This window comes from Pseudomonas sp. 7P_10.2_Bac1, from assembly GCF_025465935.1.
Lineage (GTDB): Bacteria > Pseudomonadota > Gammaproteobacteria > Pseudomonadales > Pseudomonadaceae > Aquipseudomonas.
In genome coordinates this window covers 93,104-109,232 of sequence record NZ_JANLNV010000010.1, presented here as the reverse complement: position 1 = coordinate 109,232, position 16,129 = coordinate 93,104, and the positions used below count along the sequence as shown (strand labels likewise).

The window sequence follows — 16,129 nt, the reverse complement described above, 5'->3', positions numbered from 1 at the left end:
CTGTATATTTTTAAAAAAAAAAAACGCGCGCGCGCCAAGCTCCTACAAGAAATCAAGCGCTCAAATAGCGCGCAATCAGCGCAACCCCGCTCGCCAGTACCAGCCATGTCACAAGACGGACGAAGGCTTCGCGCGACAACTTGCTCGCCAGTCTACGCCCTATCCACAGTCCCAGTGCCATCGCGGGCAATAGAAAGGCGGCCAGCCACAACAACGCGCCATCGGTGTACACTCCTGCAATCACGAACAGGCTCAAACGCACCACGGTGCTGCAGCTGATCAACGCACTTTGCGTGGCCCGTGCTGCGTCCTTGGTTAACCGCGCGTTCAGGTACAGCGCGTATAAAAAGCCGCCACTGCCAAACAAAGCACCAAACAACCCGCCAATGACCCCAGTCGGCACCGCCCAGCCCGCCGCCACTTGGGTGGGGCGAACTTTTACCGCCAGGCTGTACAGCGCATAAGCGCTGACAAACACGCCCATCAACAGCAGTAACAGGTCGGATTTAAGGTTCAGCAAAAACACTACGCCGACAATGCAACCGACGGCCATGCACGGCAGCAAACGCAACAACTCCGGGCGAGCCACGTCACGACGTGCTGGCAGCCAATTGCCAAACGCGGCGACAAAATCCAGCAATACCAGCAATGGAATGATCTTTGACAGCGGCATACACAGAATCAAGATCGGCCCGGCCACCAGCGCCGTCCCGAACCCCGCGACACCAAATACAATATAAGCCAGCGCGATCGCTAGCTCGATCAACACCCACTCACTCCCCGAGTACATGAAATCCATTGCAGCACTCCTTATTTTTGGAGCGCGACTTTAACCAGCAGGTGCAGTCTAAACAATCCACCCTTATGATGGCCCGCATGATTAAAGATCCTTTTGCACGACTCAATCTCGACCGGGAAGTCCTGACCGTCAGCCAGCTCAATGGCCGCGCGCGGGTCTTGCTCGAAGACGTGTTCAGCAATATCTGGGTCGAGGGTGAAATCTCCAACCTCGCCCGCCCGGCGTCTGGGCATATTTATTTCACCCTTAAAGACAGTGGTGCCCAAGTGCGCTGCGCGTTGTTTCGCAACAACGCGGCACGGGTGCGCCAGGCCCTCAAAGACGGTCTGGCGGTCAAGGTGCGGGGCAAGGTGTCCCTGTTTGAAGGCCGCGGCGACTATCAACTGATCCTCGATACTGTCGAGCCCGCCGGTGATGGTGCCTTACGCCTGGCCTTCGATGCGCTCAAAGAGAAGCTCAGCGCCGAAGGTTTATTCAGTGCCGAACGTAAAGTCCCACTGCCGGCTCACCCGCAGCGCATTGGCATTATCAGTTCGCCAACCGGTGCAGTGATTCGCGACATCATCAGCGTGTTCCGCCGCCGTGCACCGCAGGTTGAACTGACCCTGATCCCCACCGCCGTGCAAGGCCGCGAAGCCACCGCGCAAATTGTGCGGGCGCTGAAGCTGGCTGATGCCAGGGGCTTTGACGCTCTGATCCTGGCCCGCGGCGGTGGCTCGCTCGAAGATTTGTGGTGCTTCAACGAAGAAGCCGTCGCCCGCGCAGTTGATGCCTGCGTAACACCGATTGTCAGCGCTGTCGGGCATGAAACCGACGTTTCGATCAGTGACTTTGTCGCCGACGTGCGCGCGCCCACGCCATCTGCGGCTGCCGAACTGCTGGCGCCAGATGCCAACGACCTGCAGCGTCAAGTCGACAGCCTGCACCGCCGCCTGGTGATGCGCATGCGTGATCGCCTGATGCGCGAGCGCCTGCGCCTCGATGGCCTGACCCGACGGCTACGCCACCCCGGTGAACGTCTGCGCCAGCAGGCTCAGCGCCTGGATGACCTGGACATGCGCATGCGCCTAGCCTTCGAGCGCAGCTTGAATACCCGCCGCGAACGTTTGATACGTCTCGAAACACGGCTGGCAGCGCAACATCCGGGTCGTCAGCTAGCCTTACTGCGCCAGCGCCTGGACAGCCTTGCCGAACGCTTGCCGCGAGCCATGCGCGAAGGCCTCAAGGCCCGTCGGCTGGCACTGCAAAGCCAGATGCAAACCCTGCATGTGGTGAGCCCGCTGGCTACCTTGGGTCGCGGCTACAGCATTTTGCTCGACGAGCGCGGCAATGCCATTCGCAGCGCCGAGCAGACTCACAATGGTCAGCGTTTGAAGGCACGTTTGGGCGAAGGCGAATTGCAAGTGCGGGTAGAAGACAATCACCTGACACCGGTGACCCTTTCTTTATTGGATTGATTTGATGCCACGCTTTTTTTCTGCTGTTTTATTGCTCTGCCTGACCTTTAACGCCTCGGCGGCCGACAGCTATATCACCCGACTGCTCAACAAACCGGTGCCGGGTGGCGTGGCGGTCATCGATCTGGGCACCGGCGCACAACGGCCCGACGCCAAATACGATGGCAAGCCGGTACTGGTGGTCAAAGAACAAGACAACTGGCGGGCGATTGTCGGCATCCCGCTGACCGTCAAGCCGGGGACGCAAACACTGAATGCCAATGGCCGAAACCTGAACTTCAGCGTGGGCACCAAGAAGTACCCCGAGCAACACATCACCCTGAAAAACCAGCGTCAGGTCAATCCCAACCCGGACGACCTCAAGCGCATCGAAAACGAGCTGGCAGTGCAGATCAAGGCGTACCGCACCTTCAGCCCTAATACGCCCAGCAACCTGCTGCTGGACAAACCGGTGAACGGCCCATTGTCGAGCAAGTTTGGCGTACGCCGCTTCTTCAATGGCGAAGAACGCAACCCGCATGCAGGGCTGGACTTCGCGGTGCCAGCGGGCACGCCAATCAAGACGCCGGCAGCCGGTAAAGTCATTCTGATCGGCAACTATTTCTTTAACGGCAACACCGTGTTCGTCGATCACGGCCAAGGCTTTATCAGCATGTTCTGCCATATGTCGAAAATCGACGCCAAGCTGGGCCAGCAATTGGCGCGCGGCGATGTAGTGGGCAAGGTAGGTTCAACCGGCCGCGCCACCGGCCCGCATATGCACTGGAACGTCAGCTTGAACGATGCCAGGGTCGACCCGGCAATCTTTATTGGCGCCTTCCAGCCTTGATCCAACGCGTCGCGGGCAGGTTGCCGAACCTGCCCGGGCGACGCAATTAAAAATAGAAATACAGAAATATTTCGCCATAAAAACTCAAAAAAAAGCATTTTAAGAGCATTTATCTCAATCTTTTTTAGCCGCTTGCCATCTTTAAGCTCAATGGTTAGGGTTGAGCCTATGAAAACACCTCATACCCTCATTCAATTACGTCAACACCGAAGCCTCTGCCTCGTCAGTGCACGACTGCAAAGCTGACACGCGTTGCCTCGCCCCCCTGCTTTGTACTTCTTCAGCGAGCCCCTTTTTTGATACGGCTCGCCCATTAAAGGATTGCCTGATGACCATGCTCAAAGACCCATCGTCCAAATACCGCGCCTTCCCTGTCATTGACTTGCCTGACCGTACCTGGCCATCCAAGACCATCGACAAGGCGCCTATCTGGTGCAGCTCTGACCTGCGCGACGGCAACCAGTCGCTGATCGAGCCGATGGACTCCGTCAAGAAACTGCGTTTTTGGAAAACCCTGGTCAGCGTTGGCGTAAAAGAGATTGAGGCCTCGTTCCCGGCCGCTTCGCAGACCGACTTTGACTTCGTGCGCACGCTGATCGAAGACGGCCACATCCCGGACGACACCACCATCCAGGTGCTGACCCAAGGCCGTGAAGACCTGATCGCCCGTACCTTTGAATCGCTGCGCGGCGCGAAAAAAGCCATCGTTCACCTGTACAACGCGACGTCGCCATCGTTCCGCCGCATCGTGTTCAACCAGGACAAGGACGGCATCAAGGAAATCGCAGTCAGCGCCGCCAAGCTGTTCGTCAAATACGCCGCCCAGCAGCCAGAAACCGAGTGGACCTTCGAGTACTCGCCAGAGACGTTCAGCGCCACCGAACTGGAGTTTGCCAAGGAAGTCTGCGACGCGGTGATTGAAGTCTGGAACCCGACCCCTGAGCACAAGGTGATCCTCAACCTGCCTGCCACCGTCGAGTGCGCCACACCGAATATTTATGCCGATCAGATTGAATGGTTCGGCCGCCACATCAACCGCCGTGACAGCGTGATCATCAGCCTGCACACCCACAACGACCGTGGCACCGGTGTTGCTGCGACCGAGCTGGGCTTGATGGCTGGCGCTGACCGCGTCGAAGGCTGCCTGTTCGGTAACGGCGAACGTACCGGTAACGTTGACCTGGTGACCGTTGCCCTGAACATGTATACCCAAGGCCTGGACCCGCAACTGGACTTCTCCGATATCGACGGCGTGCGCAAAGTCGTTGAAGAGTGCAACCAGATTCCAGTGCACCCGCGTCACCCGTACGTGGGCGACCTGGTTCACACCGCGTTCTCCGGCTCGCACCAGGACGCCATCCGCAAAGGTTTCGCCCAACAGAAACCAGACGCGCTGTGGGAAGTGCCGTACTTGCCGATTGATCCGGCGGACATTGGTCGTAGCTATGAAGCGGTTATCCGCGTGAACAGCCAGTCGGGCAAAGGCGGGATTGCATATCTGCTGGAGCAGGAATACGGCATCAGCTTGCCACGCCGCATGCAGATCGAATTCAGCCAGGTGGTTCAACGCGAGACCGACCGTCTGGGTCTCGAGATGACTGCCCAGCAGATCCACAGCTTGCTGCACAGCGAGTATCTGCAGGCCAACACCCCGTACGCATTGGTCAGCCATCGTCTGCAGGAAGAAAACGGTCATAGCGCTGTTGAAGTGGAAGTCTCGGCCAAGGGCGCTGGCGAAACCAACCTGCGCTGGAACGGCAAAGGCAACGGCGCGCTGGAAGCTCTGGTAGCAGGCCTGCCGGTTAAAGCCGAGATCATGGATTACAACGAGCACGCCATTGGCGCAGGTACCAATGCCAAGGCAGCAGCGTACATCGAACTGCGCGTGGATGGCGGCCGTGCCGTACACGGTGTGGGTATTGATGAAAACATCACTACTGCCAGCTTCAAGGCCCTGTTCAGCGCCCTGAACCGCTCGCTGAGCGCAACAGACGCCAAAGCTGCCTAAGCGTCTGCTGAAACGCAAAAGGCCCTGAGGTGAAAACCTCAGGGCCTTTTTTATTAGGCATGAAGCGAGCTTTAGATCCCCTATGGGGGCTGCCGCAGGGTACGTCTGCATCGGTGACACCCCCTGTAGGAGCGAGCTTGCCTCGCGATCTTTTGATCTTTAAAAGATCGCAAGGCAAGCTCGCTGCTACAGAGGTTGTGTGCCAGTTAAATCAGGTCGAAGTTGTCGGCATCCATGTACGCCGGGAAGCGCTCACGGTAAGCGCCCAGTTCGCTTGCGCTCAGACTGACCTGGAACACGCCATCTGCTTCGCCCGCACTGAGCAGGGTCTCGCCCTGGAAGTCGAGTATCTGACTGTCGCCGGTGTAGACCAGACCTTTGCCATCAGTGCCCACGCGGTTGACTGCGCCGACATAACACAGGTTTTCGATCGCCCGGGCTGGTAGCAAGCGGTTCCAGTGCAAACGACGCGCACCCGGCCAGTTGGCGGTATAAAGCAACACGTCGGTGTCGTGCGGATCGCTGCTCCACACCGGAAAACGCAGGTCGTAGCAAATCAACGGGCGGATACGCCAGCCTTTGACTTCAAACTGCACCTGCCGCTCACCCGGCGTGTAGTGTTCATGCTCGCCGGCCATACGGAACAAGTGGCGCTTGTCATAGTGCAGCACCTCGCCGTCCGGCCGCGCCCACAGCAGTCGGTTGCGATGGCTGCCATCAGCCGCCTGGACAATCACACTGCCGGTCACGACCGCATTGAGGTTGCGTGCCTGAACGCGCAACCATTGAGTGGTCGGCCCCTCTTCAGGCTCAGCCAGACTCTCGGATTCCATGCTGAAACCCGTAGTGAACATTTCTGGCAAGACCACCAGGTCTGCGCCACGGGCTTGTTCAAGCAACTCCTCGAAGTGCTCGAAATTGGCCTGACGGTCGTGCCACACCAAAGTGGTCTGCACCAGCGCCAGGGTTAAATCGGGTAACCCACTTAGATCACGCATAGTTTCTCTGCTGCTTCGCGCAGCGTCTCCTCGCGTTTGGCAAAACACAGACGGACCAGCCGCTGCCCTTCAGGCGGGGTCTGGTAGAACACCGATACCGGAATGGTCGCAACGCCATGTTCTCGAGTCATCCACACGGCCATGTCGACGTCATTAAGGTCCGGACGAATCTGAGCGTAGTCGACCAACTGGAAGTACGTTCCCGCCACCGGCTTGAAGGTAAAACGCGACGGTTTCAACAAATCACAAAACAGATCACGCTTGGCCTGATAGAACCCCGGCAACTCTTCAACATGCTCCGGGCTGGCGGCCATGTAGCCAGCCAGCGCGAACTGCAGCGGCGTCACACCGCAAAAACTCACGTACTGATGGACCTTGCGCAACTCGGCGGTCAGCGCAGGCGGCGCGACCACATAGCCGGTTTTCCAGCCGGTGACGTGGTAGGTCTTGCCGAACGAACTGACAACGAAGGCACGATGGTACAACTCGGGATGTGACAAAACACTGACGTGAGGCACGCCGTCGTACACCAAGTGTTCGTACACCTCATCGCTGATCAGGTAGATGTCGCGATCGGCGATCAATGCGGCCAGTTGATCCAGTTCCGCACGGCTGATCAAGGCGCCGCTCGGGTTGTGCGGAGTATTGAGGATGATCATGCGGGTACGTGGCGTCAGAGCGTCGGTGAGCTTTTGCCAGTCGATGGCGAAGTCATCCAGCCCCAACTGCACATGCACGCAGCGACCACCGGCCAGCTCAACCGAAGGCTCATAGCTGTCGTAGCACGGATCGAACACGATGACTTCATCACCGGCCCGAATGACCGCCTGAATGGCACAGAAGATAGCTTGGGTGGCGCCCGGGGTGATGGTCACCTCGGTATCGGCATCTACGTGTACGCCGTAGCTGCGGGCAATTTTGGCCGCTACTTGCGTGCGCAAGGCAGGCAAGCCGGTCATGGGCGAATATTGGTTGTGGCCACTGGCAATATGCCGGCCAACGGCATCACGCAATGCTTGCGGGCCATCGAAATCAGGAAAACCCTGAGACAAGTTGAGCGCGCCCGTTTCAGCCGCGAGTTGCGACATGCGCGTGAAGATGGTGGTGCCGACGTTCGGCAACTTGCTGATAATCATGGACGTGACCCTTTTAGGGAGCTGCAAGTAGTAAGCCTCAAGCTGCAAGCTAAAAGCATATCCGCTCTAACTTACAGCTTGCAGCTCAAAACTTACAGCTAGCGCGTTAGCGCTTGTCTCTACGCTTCTTGTCCGCTTTTTTGTGGTGCGACATCAAACGGCGCTTTTTGTTGACCTGACGGTCCGTCAACGTGTTCTTGTTGGCCTCGTAAGGGTTCTCGCCACCTTTGAACTCGATACGGATCGGCGTACCGACCAGCTTCAAGACTCGACGGTAGGTGTTTTCGAGATAACGAACGTAGGACTTCGGCACCTTCTCAACCTGGTTACCGTGGATCACGATAATGGGCGGGTTGGCACCCCCCAAGTGCGCATAACGCAGCTTGATCCGGCGGCTGTTAACCATCGGCGGCGCGTGCTCACTGACCGCGTCTTCGAGGATCTGAGTCAGGCGGTTAGTCGGCCAGCGGGTGACCGCCGACTTGAAGGAGTTCTGTACCGACTGGTACAAGTTACCGACACCAGTGCCGTGCAACGCGGAGATGAAGTGGATGTCCGCGAAGTCAGCGAAGAACAGACGACGGGTCAGCTCGACCTTCACATAGTCACGCTCGCTTGGCGTCATGCCGTCCCACTTGTTGACCGCGATCACCAGCGCACGGCCCGCCTCAAGGGCAAAGCCCAACAGGTTCAGGTCGTGATCCACCACACCTTCGCGGGCGTCCATCACAAAGATCACGACGTTGGCGTCTTTGATCGCCTGCAATGTTTTGACCACGGAGAACTTTTCGACTTCTTCATGGATCTTGCCGCGCTTGCGCACACCGGCGGTGTCGATCAGCGTGTACTTCTCGTCGTTACGCTCAAACGGGATGTAGATGCTGTCACGGGTGGTGCCCGGCTGGTCGTAAACGATTACCCGGTCTTCACCGAGCATACGGTTGACCAACGTCGATTTACCGACGTTGGGACGACCGATGATGGCGATCTTGATGCCGTCTTTTTCGCTAGGGCCCGGAATGCGCTTGGCTTCCTCACCTTCGAGAACGACCTCTTCTTCACCCTCTTCGGGCTCTTGCGAGTCACGAGGGAAATCGCCAAGGGCAATTTCCAGCAATTGCGAAATACCGCGGCCATGTGCGCCAGCAATCGGGATTGCGTCGCCCATACCCAACGGTGCGAACTCGGCGCGGGCCATGTCCGGGTCGATGTTATCGACCTTGTTGGCCACCACGTAGGAGCGCTTGTTACGTTTGCGAAGGTGCTCGCCGATCATCTGGTCAGCGGCGGTGAAACCCGCCTTGGCATCTACCAGGAACAGAACGACATCAGCTTCTTCGATGGCCAGCAGCGACTGCTCGGCCATTTTTTCGTCCATACCGTGCTCGTCACCGGAGATACCGCCGGTGTCGACCAAAATGTAGGAACGCCCTTGCCACTTGGCCTCACCGTATTGGCGATCACGGGTCAGACCGGACAAGTCGCCGACGATGGCGTCACGAGTCCTGGTCAGGCGGTTGAACAAGGTGGACTTGCCGACGTTGGGTCGGCCCACCAGGGCGATTACGGGAACCATGCGGCTCTCCACTTCGTTATTTCAGAAAATACAAAAGCCGCTGCAAGGCAGCGGCCAGAGTTCGGAACAGCACATATGTGCCGCAAGCCTTGCCTGAGCAAGGCTGCTTGAGACTCCAGAGCCTCAAGCATAGACGCCTTAGCGAATGGTCAGGGCTTCCAGTTTGCCGCTGTTACCAAACACGTAAATCATGTCACCGACCACCAGCGGACGCGCGCGCAGACCATCACTGTCAATGCGGGTACGGCCTACGAAACGGCCATCGACCTGGCTGAGCAGGTGCAGATAACCTTCGAAGTCACCGACGGCAACATAGCTGGAGAACACTTCTGGTGCCGACAATTGACGGCGGGCCAGCGCATCGTTGCTCCAAAGAACGGTGGTCGAACGTTCGTCAACGCCCTCTACAGTGCCGGACGCCAGGCTGATGTAGACGTTGCCGAAACCTTGGGCGACACCCGCGTAACTGGAAGCATCACGCTGCCAGAGTACACGGCCGCTTTCCAGCTCCAGTGCGGCCATGCGGCCTTGATAGCTGGCGACATACAACGTGCCACCGGAGAGCAGCAGCCCACCGTCGATGTCGACGATACGCTCAAGCTCCGAACGGCCTTGCGGGATCGCAACGCGAGTTTCCCACACAGGCACACCGTTTTGCGTATCAACGGCAACCACTTTACCGGTCGAAAGACCTGCAATTGCCAGATGATTGGTCACCAACGGCGCACCAGTGCCGCGCAAGGTCAGAACACCCGGCGTGCTGTCGTAGATCCAGCGCTGGTTGCCGGTGGACGCATCCAGGCCAATCAGGTGATCGTCCTGGGTCTGAACCACCACAACGTCGCCGTTGGTGGCAGGTGGTGCAAGCACTTCGCTGTTAACGCGAGCGCGCCACTTTTCTTCGCCAGTGCTGGCGTCCAGGGCAATCACTTCACCCTGCAGGGTGCCGAGCATGAGCAGGCCATAGCCAACACCCACTGCGCCGGAAACAGGCAGCTCGAGGTCTTTTTTCCACTGAACGTCACCGTTCATGCGGTCCAGAGACATCACGATACCGTTCACGTCAGCGGCGTAGATGGTATTACCTTCAACCGCTGGCGTCAGCATGTTGTAGGTTTTACCCTGGCCGTCACCGATCGAACGGTCCCACTGCTTTTGCAGAACGACTTCTTCTTTGAAGTCCGTCAGTTCAGCTGGCGGAAGTTCTTTTTTGCTGTTGCTGCTGCAACCCGCGGCCAGAACGACCAGAGCCAGCAATGCCGCATGTTTCCAACGCATCACTTCACGCATCCCCTTTGGCCAGGTCATCGAGCTTGATTTGTAAGCCACCTACTGCTGCCTCATCAGACAGTGCAGCCTTGGCTTTTTCGTAGGCAGCACGTGCGTCATCAGTACGACCTTGCTGAACCAGCAAGTCGCCCTTGAGTTCTTCACGGCTGGCCAGGAATGCTTTGTCGGAGTCGCCGTCGAGCAGCTTCAAGGCCTCGTCTGCCTTGCCTTGTGCTGCCAGAACCTGAGCCAGACGCTGACGCGCCACTTCGCCCAGGGTCGAGTTCGCCGGCTTGTCGACAATGGCCTTGAGTTCGGTGGCCGCGTCATCCAGCTTACCGGTATCTACGGCCACTTTGGCCACAAACAGGCCGCCAAACTGTGCGTAGGCAGAACCGCCGTACTCACTGTTCAATTTGTTGGCCAACTCGGCCACACGGCCTGCATCCGGCTGCCCGGTCGGCGTCAGTGCGGTTTCCAGCAATTGTTGGTAGAGAATCGACGCACCCTGAGACTGGTTCGTCTGATACTTGTGCCAAGCTTGCCAGCCGAACACCACCACCAGCGCCAGCAAGCCGCCAGTGACCAGGGGTTTGCCGTTGCGCTGCCACCAGTCTTTCAACTCGCCCAACTGATCATCATCGTTACTCGACACCCCAACACTCCTTATTCGATAAATCGGCTGTTAAACAGCTTCAATCCTGCACGACGCAGGTGGCCAAGTGCTCGGAAAGAGCATCCCAGGCAATTGTTTGTTGTTCGCCCTGGCCACGCAGCGGCTTGACGCCTACCACTTGCTGGGCCAATTCGTCTTCACCCAGAATCAGTGCAAACAGCGCACCGCTCTTGTCAGCCTTTTTGAACTGGCTCTTGAAGCTGCCAGCACCGGCATTGATTTGCAGGCGCAGGTTTGGCAACTGGTCACGAACACGTTCGCTCAAGGCCAAGGCAGCCAGTTCAGCAGCCTCACCGAAAGCGCACAAGTACACATCCACCTGACGCGCGATTTCTTCAGGGATCTGATCCAGGGTTTCAAGCATCAGGATCAGGCGTTCGATCCCCATTGCAAAACCGACACCGGGTGTTGGCTTGCCGCCCATTTGCTCGACCAGACCATCATAACGGCCACCGGCACACACGGTGCCTTGCGCGCCGAGCTTGTCGGTCACCCATTCAAAAACGGTTTTGCTGTAGTAGTCGAGGCCACGCACCAACTTGGGATTGATCACATAAGGAATGCCGGCCGCATCGAGGCGAGCCTTAAGGCCCTCAAAGTGCACACGGGATTCTTCGTCGAGATAATCAACCAGCTTTGGTGCATCGACCAGTACCGCCTGCGTGTCGGCGTTCTTGGTGTCGAGTACGCGCAGCGGGTTGGTTTTGAGGCGACGCTGGCTGTCTTCGTCAAGCTCGCTCAGGCGCGAAGACAGGTAATCGACCAGTGCTGCACGGTAACGGGCACGGGCTTCGCTGGTGCCCAGGCTGTTGAGCTCAAGTTTCACCGCGTCACGGATACCCAACTCGCCCCATAGACGCCAGGTGAGCAGAATGAGTTCTGCGTCAATGTCCGGACCGTCCAGGTTGAACACCTCAACCCCGACCTGGTGGAACTGGCGATAACGGCCTTTCTGAGGACGTTCGTGACGGAACATCGGGCCGACGTACCACAGTTTTTGCACCTGACCACCGCCGGTAATGCCGTGCTCAAGCACTGCGCGTACGCACGCAGCGGTCCCCTCGGGACGCAAGGTCAGCGAATCGCCGTTGCGGTCTTCGAAGGTGTACATCTCTTTCTCGACGATGTCGGTCACTTCGCCGATCGAACGCTTGAACAGTTCGGTGAACTCGACGATCGGCATGCGGATCTGCTTGTAACCGTAGTTATCCAGCAAACGCGCAACCGTACCTTCGAAGTAGCGCCAGAGCGGCGTCTGCTCCGGCAGGATGTCATTCATGCCACGGATGGCTTGCAAAGACTTGCTCACAAAAAATCCTTAATTCGTCTGGTTAGCCGCGCGCGATAACGGCTGCGTCAGCTTCGACCTTATCGGCCGCCTTCTGCCGGATCAGCTTTTCAAGCTGGTCCACCAGGTTTTCATTCGTCAATTTCTGCGACGGTTTACCGTCGATGTAAATCAGGTTGGGCGTACCGCCGGTCAAGCCTACATGAGCCTCTTTGGCTTCGCCGGGACCGTTGACCACGCAGCCAATGACCGCCACATCCATCGGCACCAACAAGTCCTCAAGCCGCACTTCCAATTCGTTCATGGTTTTCACCACGTCGAAATTCTGCCGGGAGCAGCTTGGGCACGCGATGAAGTTGATACCACGCGAGCGCAAATGCAGAGATTTAAGGATGTCGTAGCCGACTTTCACTTCCTCGACCGGATCTGCGGCCAACGAGATGCGAATAGTATCGCCAATCCCCTCGGCGAGCAGCATACCTAGGCCCACGGCAGATTTCACTGTGCCCGAGCGTAAACCACCCGCTTCAGTGATGCCTAGATGCAGTGGCTGGACGATTTCCTTGGCCAGCAAGCGATAGGCTTCAACCGCCATGAACACGTCCGAGGCCTTTACGCTGACCTTGAAGTCCTTGAAATTCAGGCGCTCCAGGTGCTCTACATGGCGTAGGGCCGACTCGACCAAAGCGGCAGGCGTAGGTTCGCCATATTTTTTTTGCAGGTCTTTTTCAAGCGAACCCGCGTTGACCCCGATCCGGATCGGAATCCCGCGATCACGGGCGGCATCAACCACCGCTCGCACACGGTCTTCACGGCCGATGTTGCCCGGGTTGATGCGCAAGCAGTCGACACCCAGCTCTGCCACACGCAACGCAATACGGTAGTCGAAGTGGATATCGGCAACCAATGGCACCTTGACCAATTGCTTGATGCGGCCAAAAGCTTCGGCAGCGTCCATGTCCGGTACGGAAACGCGGACGATATCGACGCCCGCCGCTTCCAGCCGGTTGATTTGGGCCACTGTGGCAGCCACATCGTTGGTGTCACTGTTTGTCATGCTCTGTACGGCAATAGGGGCATCGCCGCCTACCGGTACCGAGCCAACCCAGATTTTGCGCGATTCGCGACGTTTAATTGGTGATTCGCCGTGCATGACTTATTGACCTAACTTCAGGCGAGCAGTCTCGCCACTGGTGAAAGGAGCCACATCCACAACTTGACCGTTGTAGGTCACCTGCGCACCGCGGGCATAGCCCAGGCGCAGGCTCAGTGGAGGCTTGCCGGTCACATCAAGTGTGTCGCCCTTGCGCTTAAGACCACTGAACAGCACCTTCCCGGCGCCATCGGTGACTTGAGACCAGCAATCAGCGGTGTAAATGATATTGACCTTGCCAGCACCGGCAACCGGCGCTGGGCCATCAGCCTGCGGATTGGCAGGTGCGGTAGCCGGGGCAGCTTGAGTTGCAGCGCCTGCCGGAGCGGTCGGCTGCGCAGGTGTCACGGCAGCCGCAGGGGCTTGCGTCGAGGCAATCGGCGCAGCAGGCGCTGCAGGCAATGGCAGGTCTGTGGTCGGCGCTTGCTCCGGGGCCGATTGCGCAGCGACGTCACCCTCGGCCTTGGCCTCGGCGACAGCCTGATCTTCCGGTTCGTCAATCGGGTGGATCTGGGTGGTGCCATCGGCACCTTCCACTTCAACGTGCTCAGGCGCCAGACCGATAAGGTCCTTGGCGCGCATGGACGTTTGATCCTGCCACCAGAAAAAACCGCCGCCCAATACTGCAATCAGCAGTAACAAACTAATGATCCGCAAAATGGTGTGCGACACGCGCACGGGCTCTTCGATACGGCCCAGGCTGTGCACGTTACTGCCGTTTGCATCAGTACCGGTGTATACGTCGAATTCGTGCACCAGGCTGGCCTGGTCCATGCCCAGCAATTTGGCATAGGCGCGAATGTAACCACGGGCAAAGGTATGACCGGGCAGTTTGTCGAACGCTCCCGTCTCAAGGTTGCTCAAGGAACTGGCCGTGAGATTGAGTTTCAGGGCGACTTCAGCCAGGGTCCATCCATTGTTTTCACGGGCCAGACGCAGGGTCTCACCGGGATTGACACGAGTCGCTGCTAGAACTTCGGGTTGCGCCGCTTTCATCATTGCTCCGACAGGTATTGCTGATATTCCGGCGTGCCGGGATAGAGTCTTTTTAATTGCTGGCCATAGTTGGCAGTTGAGGTGCGCTCCTCGAAGACACTCGCCAGTCGCGCACCGAGCAATAGACTACGTGCATTTTGCCCGCTAAGCAGGCTAAAACGATCGTAATAGTCACGTGCTGGCACATAATGCCTGTCTTCGTAAGACATCTCAGCCATTTCGAGCAGTGCACGGGGTTGCTGACGGTTCAGTCGCAAGGCTTTTTCAAGCTGTTGGCGCCCGGCATCACGCTGGCCCAGTTTGAGTAAAGTCACCCCCAGGTTCTCGTACACACGAGAACGCTCAGGATAAAGGCTGTTGGCCGAGGCTTTTAGAAACTGGCTGTAGGCGTCCTGATAACGCTGCTGCTCAAACAGGAAACTGCCGTAGTTATTCAGAATTCGCGTGTCGGCAGGGCGCCTGCCTAACGCCGTCTGGAACGCCCGCTCTGCCAGCCCAGGCTCCATTTCGGACTGAAACACCAAGGCCAGTGCGGCATTGGTGTCCGGGTCTGTCTTGTCGAGCTCAAGGGCTTTGCCGAGGGGGATTTTGGCTTGATCGGTCATCCCCTGCTGGAGATAGCCAAGACCTAACTGGACATAGGCCTGGCGCGCTTCATCACGCCCCTTGTCGCTGCTCAACGGGTTTGTATCACCCGATGAGACACAGCCGGCCAACAGGCCGACCATGAAGACAGGGAGCGCAGCGCGCAAGATCATAGGCGTCCTCTCTCAGGGCTGAGTCGCAGCGTTTTGCGCCAGATCAGACTCAGCATTGAGCTCACGTGCGGCGATCAGTCGCGAGCTGCGGCGGGTACGGTCATTGACCTGCCCCACCAATTGCCCGCAAGCCGCGTCGATGTCTTCACCACGGGTGGTGCGCACGGTGACGTTGTATCCCGCTTGCTGCAGCAGTTCCTGGAAACGGCGAATGGCGTTGTTGCTTGGACGCTCATAACCTGAATGCGGGAACGGGTTGAACGGGATCAGGTTGATCTTGCACGGGGTGTCCTTGAGCAGCTCGATCATTTGTACAGCGTGATCGACATGGTCATTGACGCCCTTGAGCAGGGTGTATTCAACGGTCAACACACGCTTTTCGCCCAGGCTCGACATATAGTTGCGGCAGGACTCAAGCAGCATCTTGAGCGGATATTTCTTGTTGATCGGTACCAACTGACTGCGCAATTCGTCGTTGGGTGCGTGCAACGACAACGCCAGCGAAACGTCAATGTGCTTGGCCAGCTCATCGATCATCGGCACCACGCCTGAGGTCGACAGAGTCACCCGGCGCTTGGAAATCCCATAGCCCAGGTCATCCATCATCAGATGCATGGCGGCGATCACGTTGTCGAAGTTCAGCAGCGGCTCACCCATGCCCATCATCACCACGTTGGTGATGGCACGGTCGATGGTTGCCGGGACGCTGCCAAAGGATTTGTTGGCAATCCACACCTGACCAATCACTTCGGCCACGGTGAGGTTGCTATTGAAACCTTGCTTGCCGGTGGAGCAGAAACTGCAATCCAGGGCACAGCCTGCCTGGGACGAAACGCACAAGGTGCCGCGTTTGCCCTGGGGAATGTAAACGGTCTCGACGCAGCTGCCGGACTCAACGCGCACCACCCACTTGCGGGTGCCATCGCTGGAGATGTCCTCGCTGACGACTTCTGGACCACGAACCTCAGCAATGGCCTTGAGCTTGTCGCGCAAGGCTTTGCTGACGTTAGTCATGGCGTCGAAATCATCGACGCCAAAGTGGTGAATCCACTTCATGACCTGACCGGCACGGAAACGCTTCTCCCCGATTGAGTCGAAGAATTTCTCCATTTCCGGCTGAGTCAGACCCAACAGGTTAGTTTTGCCAGTCGTTGCAATCATGTCTTCACCCTCACTCACGAGCCAA

At 57.9% G+C, this 16,129-nt stretch carries 14 protein-coding genes; 3 read left to right on the top strand and 11 right to left on the bottom strand.

Going from position 1 to position 16,129, the window contains the following annotated elements; all coding sequences use genetic code 11:
* Positions 1 to 52 precede the first annotated feature (52 nt).
* Entirely contained in the window at positions 53 to 799 is a 747-nt protein-coding gene (locus NTD86_RS02830) for a sulfite exporter TauE/SafE family protein (protein ID WP_262200630.1), read from the bottom strand.
* A 77-nt stretch (positions 800 to 876) separates the two neighbouring features.
* Here NTD86_RS02830 and xseA point away from each other — a divergent pair, with 77 nt between their 5' ends.
* From xseA to leuA, 3 genes are all read left to right on the top strand, one after another.
* Positions 877 to 2,256 (top strand): exodeoxyribonuclease VII large subunit, encoded by a 1,380-nt coding sequence (gene xseA, locus NTD86_RS02825; RefSeq protein ID WP_262200629.1) that lies wholly within the window; start codon positions 877 to 879, stop codon positions 2,254 to 2,256.
* A gap of 4 nt (positions 2,257 to 2,260) precedes the next feature.
* The gene (locus NTD86_RS02820; protein ID WP_262200628.1) at positions 2,261 to 3,085 is read left to right on the top strand and encodes a M23 family metallopeptidase; all 825 of its coding nucleotides are present in this window, start codon (positions 2,261 to 2,263) and stop codon (positions 3,083 to 3,085) included.
* A gap of 328 nt (positions 3,086 to 3,413) precedes the next feature.
* A complete protein-coding gene (gene leuA, locus NTD86_RS02815) occupies positions 3,414 to 5,093 on the top strand; it encodes a 2-isopropylmalate synthase (protein WP_262200627.1) in 1,680 nt (559 codons plus the stop codon).
* 206 nt (positions 5,094 to 5,299) lie between these two features.
* Here the strand turns inward: leuA and NTD86_RS02810 are convergent, their stop codons facing one another.
* From NTD86_RS02810 to rlmN, 10 genes are all read right to left on the bottom strand, one after another.
* Entirely contained in the window at positions 5,300 to 6,091 is a 792-nt protein-coding gene (locus NTD86_RS02810; protein ID WP_262200626.1) for an amidohydrolase, read from the bottom strand.
* Positions 6,079 to 7,227, bottom strand: coding sequence for a pyridoxal phosphate-dependent aminotransferase (locus tag NTD86_RS02805; protein WP_262200625.1), 1,149 nt, complete (start codon positions 7,225 to 7,227; stop codon positions 6,079 to 6,081). The genes NTD86_RS02810 and NTD86_RS02805 overlap by 13 nt, the downstream gene beginning before the upstream one ends.
* Positions 7,228 to 7,333: 106 nt before the next feature.
* Entirely contained in the window at positions 7,334 to 8,803 is a 1,470-nt protein-coding gene (gene der / locus NTD86_RS02800) for a ribosome biogenesis GTPase Der (RefSeq protein WP_262200624.1), read from the bottom strand.
* 138 nt (positions 8,804 to 8,941) lie between these two features.
* Positions 8,942 to 10,093, bottom strand: a complete 1,152-nt coding sequence (gene bamB / locus NTD86_RS02795; protein ID WP_262200623.1) for an outer membrane protein assembly factor BamB — start codon at positions 10,091 to 10,093, stop codon at positions 8,942 to 8,944.
* Complete coding sequence (locus NTD86_RS02790; protein ID WP_262200622.1) at positions 10,086 to 10,727, bottom strand: tetratricopeptide repeat protein; 642 nt, start codon at positions 10,725 to 10,727, stop codon at positions 10,086 to 10,088. The genes bamB and NTD86_RS02790 overlap by 8 nt, the downstream gene beginning before the upstream one ends.
* A 40-nt stretch (positions 10,728 to 10,767) precedes the next feature.
* On the bottom strand, positions 10,768 to 12,057 hold the full coding sequence (gene hisS, locus NTD86_RS02785) for a histidine--tRNA ligase (RefSeq protein ID WP_262200621.1): 1,290 nt from the start codon (positions 12,055 to 12,057) through the stop codon (positions 10,768 to 10,770).
* A gap of 22 nt (positions 12,058 to 12,079) precedes the next feature.
* Positions 12,080 to 13,189, bottom strand: coding sequence for a flavodoxin-dependent (E)-4-hydroxy-3-methylbut-2-enyl-diphosphate synthase (ispG, locus tag NTD86_RS02780; protein ID WP_262200620.1), 1,110 nt, complete (start codon positions 13,187 to 13,189; stop codon positions 12,080 to 12,082).
* 3 nt (positions 13,190 to 13,192) lie between these two features.
* Complete coding sequence (locus NTD86_RS02775) at positions 13,193 to 14,185, bottom strand: helix-turn-helix domain-containing protein (RefSeq protein WP_262200619.1); 993 nt, start codon at positions 14,183 to 14,185, stop codon at positions 13,193 to 13,195.
* Entirely contained in the window at positions 14,185 to 14,943 is a 759-nt protein-coding gene (gene pilW / locus NTD86_RS02770; protein ID WP_262200618.1) for a type IV pilus biogenesis/stability protein PilW, read from the bottom strand. Before pilW ends, NTD86_RS02775 begins: the two co-directional genes overlap by 1 nt.
* 12 nt (positions 14,944 to 14,955) lie before the next feature.
* Complete coding sequence (rlmN, locus tag NTD86_RS02765; protein ID WP_262200617.1) at positions 14,956 to 16,104, bottom strand: 23S rRNA (adenine(2503)-C(2))-methyltransferase RlmN; 1,149 nt, start codon at positions 16,102 to 16,104, stop codon at positions 14,956 to 14,958.
* Positions 16,105 to 16,129 lie beyond the last annotated feature (25 nt).

Coding starts and splice junctions, on each gene's coding strand:
- NTD86_RS02810 (WP_262200626.1), bottom strand. CDS start 6,091: ATGCGTGATCTAAGTGGGTTACCCGATTTAACCCTGGCGCTGGTGCAG.
- NTD86_RS02830 (WP_262200630.1), bottom strand. CDS start 799: ATGGATTTCATGTACTCGGGGAGTGAGTGGGTGTTGATCGAGCTAGCG.
- pilW (WP_262200618.1), bottom strand. CDS start 14,943: ATGATCTTGCGCGCTGCGCTCCCTGTCTTCATGGTCGGCCTGTTGGCC.
- leuA (WP_262200627.1), top strand. CDS start 3,414: ATGACCATGCTCAAAGACCCATCGTCCAAATACCGCGCCTTCCCTGTC.
- rlmN (WP_262200617.1), bottom strand. CDS start 16,104: ATGATTGCAACGACTGGCAAAACTAACCTGTTGGGTCTGACTCAGCCG.
- bamB (WP_262200623.1), bottom strand. CDS start 10,093: ATGCGTGAAGTGATGCGTTGGAAACATGCGGCATTGCTGGCTCTGGTC.
- ispG (WP_262200620.1), bottom strand. CDS start 13,189: ATGCACGGCGAATCACCAATTAAACGTCGCGAATCGCGCAAAATCTGG.
- NTD86_RS02775 (WP_262200619.1), bottom strand. CDS start 14,185: ATGAAAGCGGCGCAACCCGAAGTTCTAGCAGCGACTCGTGTCAATCCC.
- NTD86_RS02820 (WP_262200628.1), top strand. CDS start 2,261: ATGCCACGCTTTTTTTCTGCTGTTTTATTGCTCTGCCTGACCTTTAAC.
- der (WP_262200624.1), bottom strand. CDS start 8,803: ATGGTTCCCGTAATCGCCCTGGTGGGCCGACCCAACGTCGGCAAGTCC.
- xseA (WP_262200629.1), top strand. CDS start 877: ATGATTAAAGATCCTTTTGCACGACTCAATCTCGACCGGGAAGTCCTG.
- NTD86_RS02805 (WP_262200625.1), bottom strand. CDS start 7,227: ATGATTATCAGCAAGTTGCCGAACGTCGGCACCACCATCTTCACGCGC.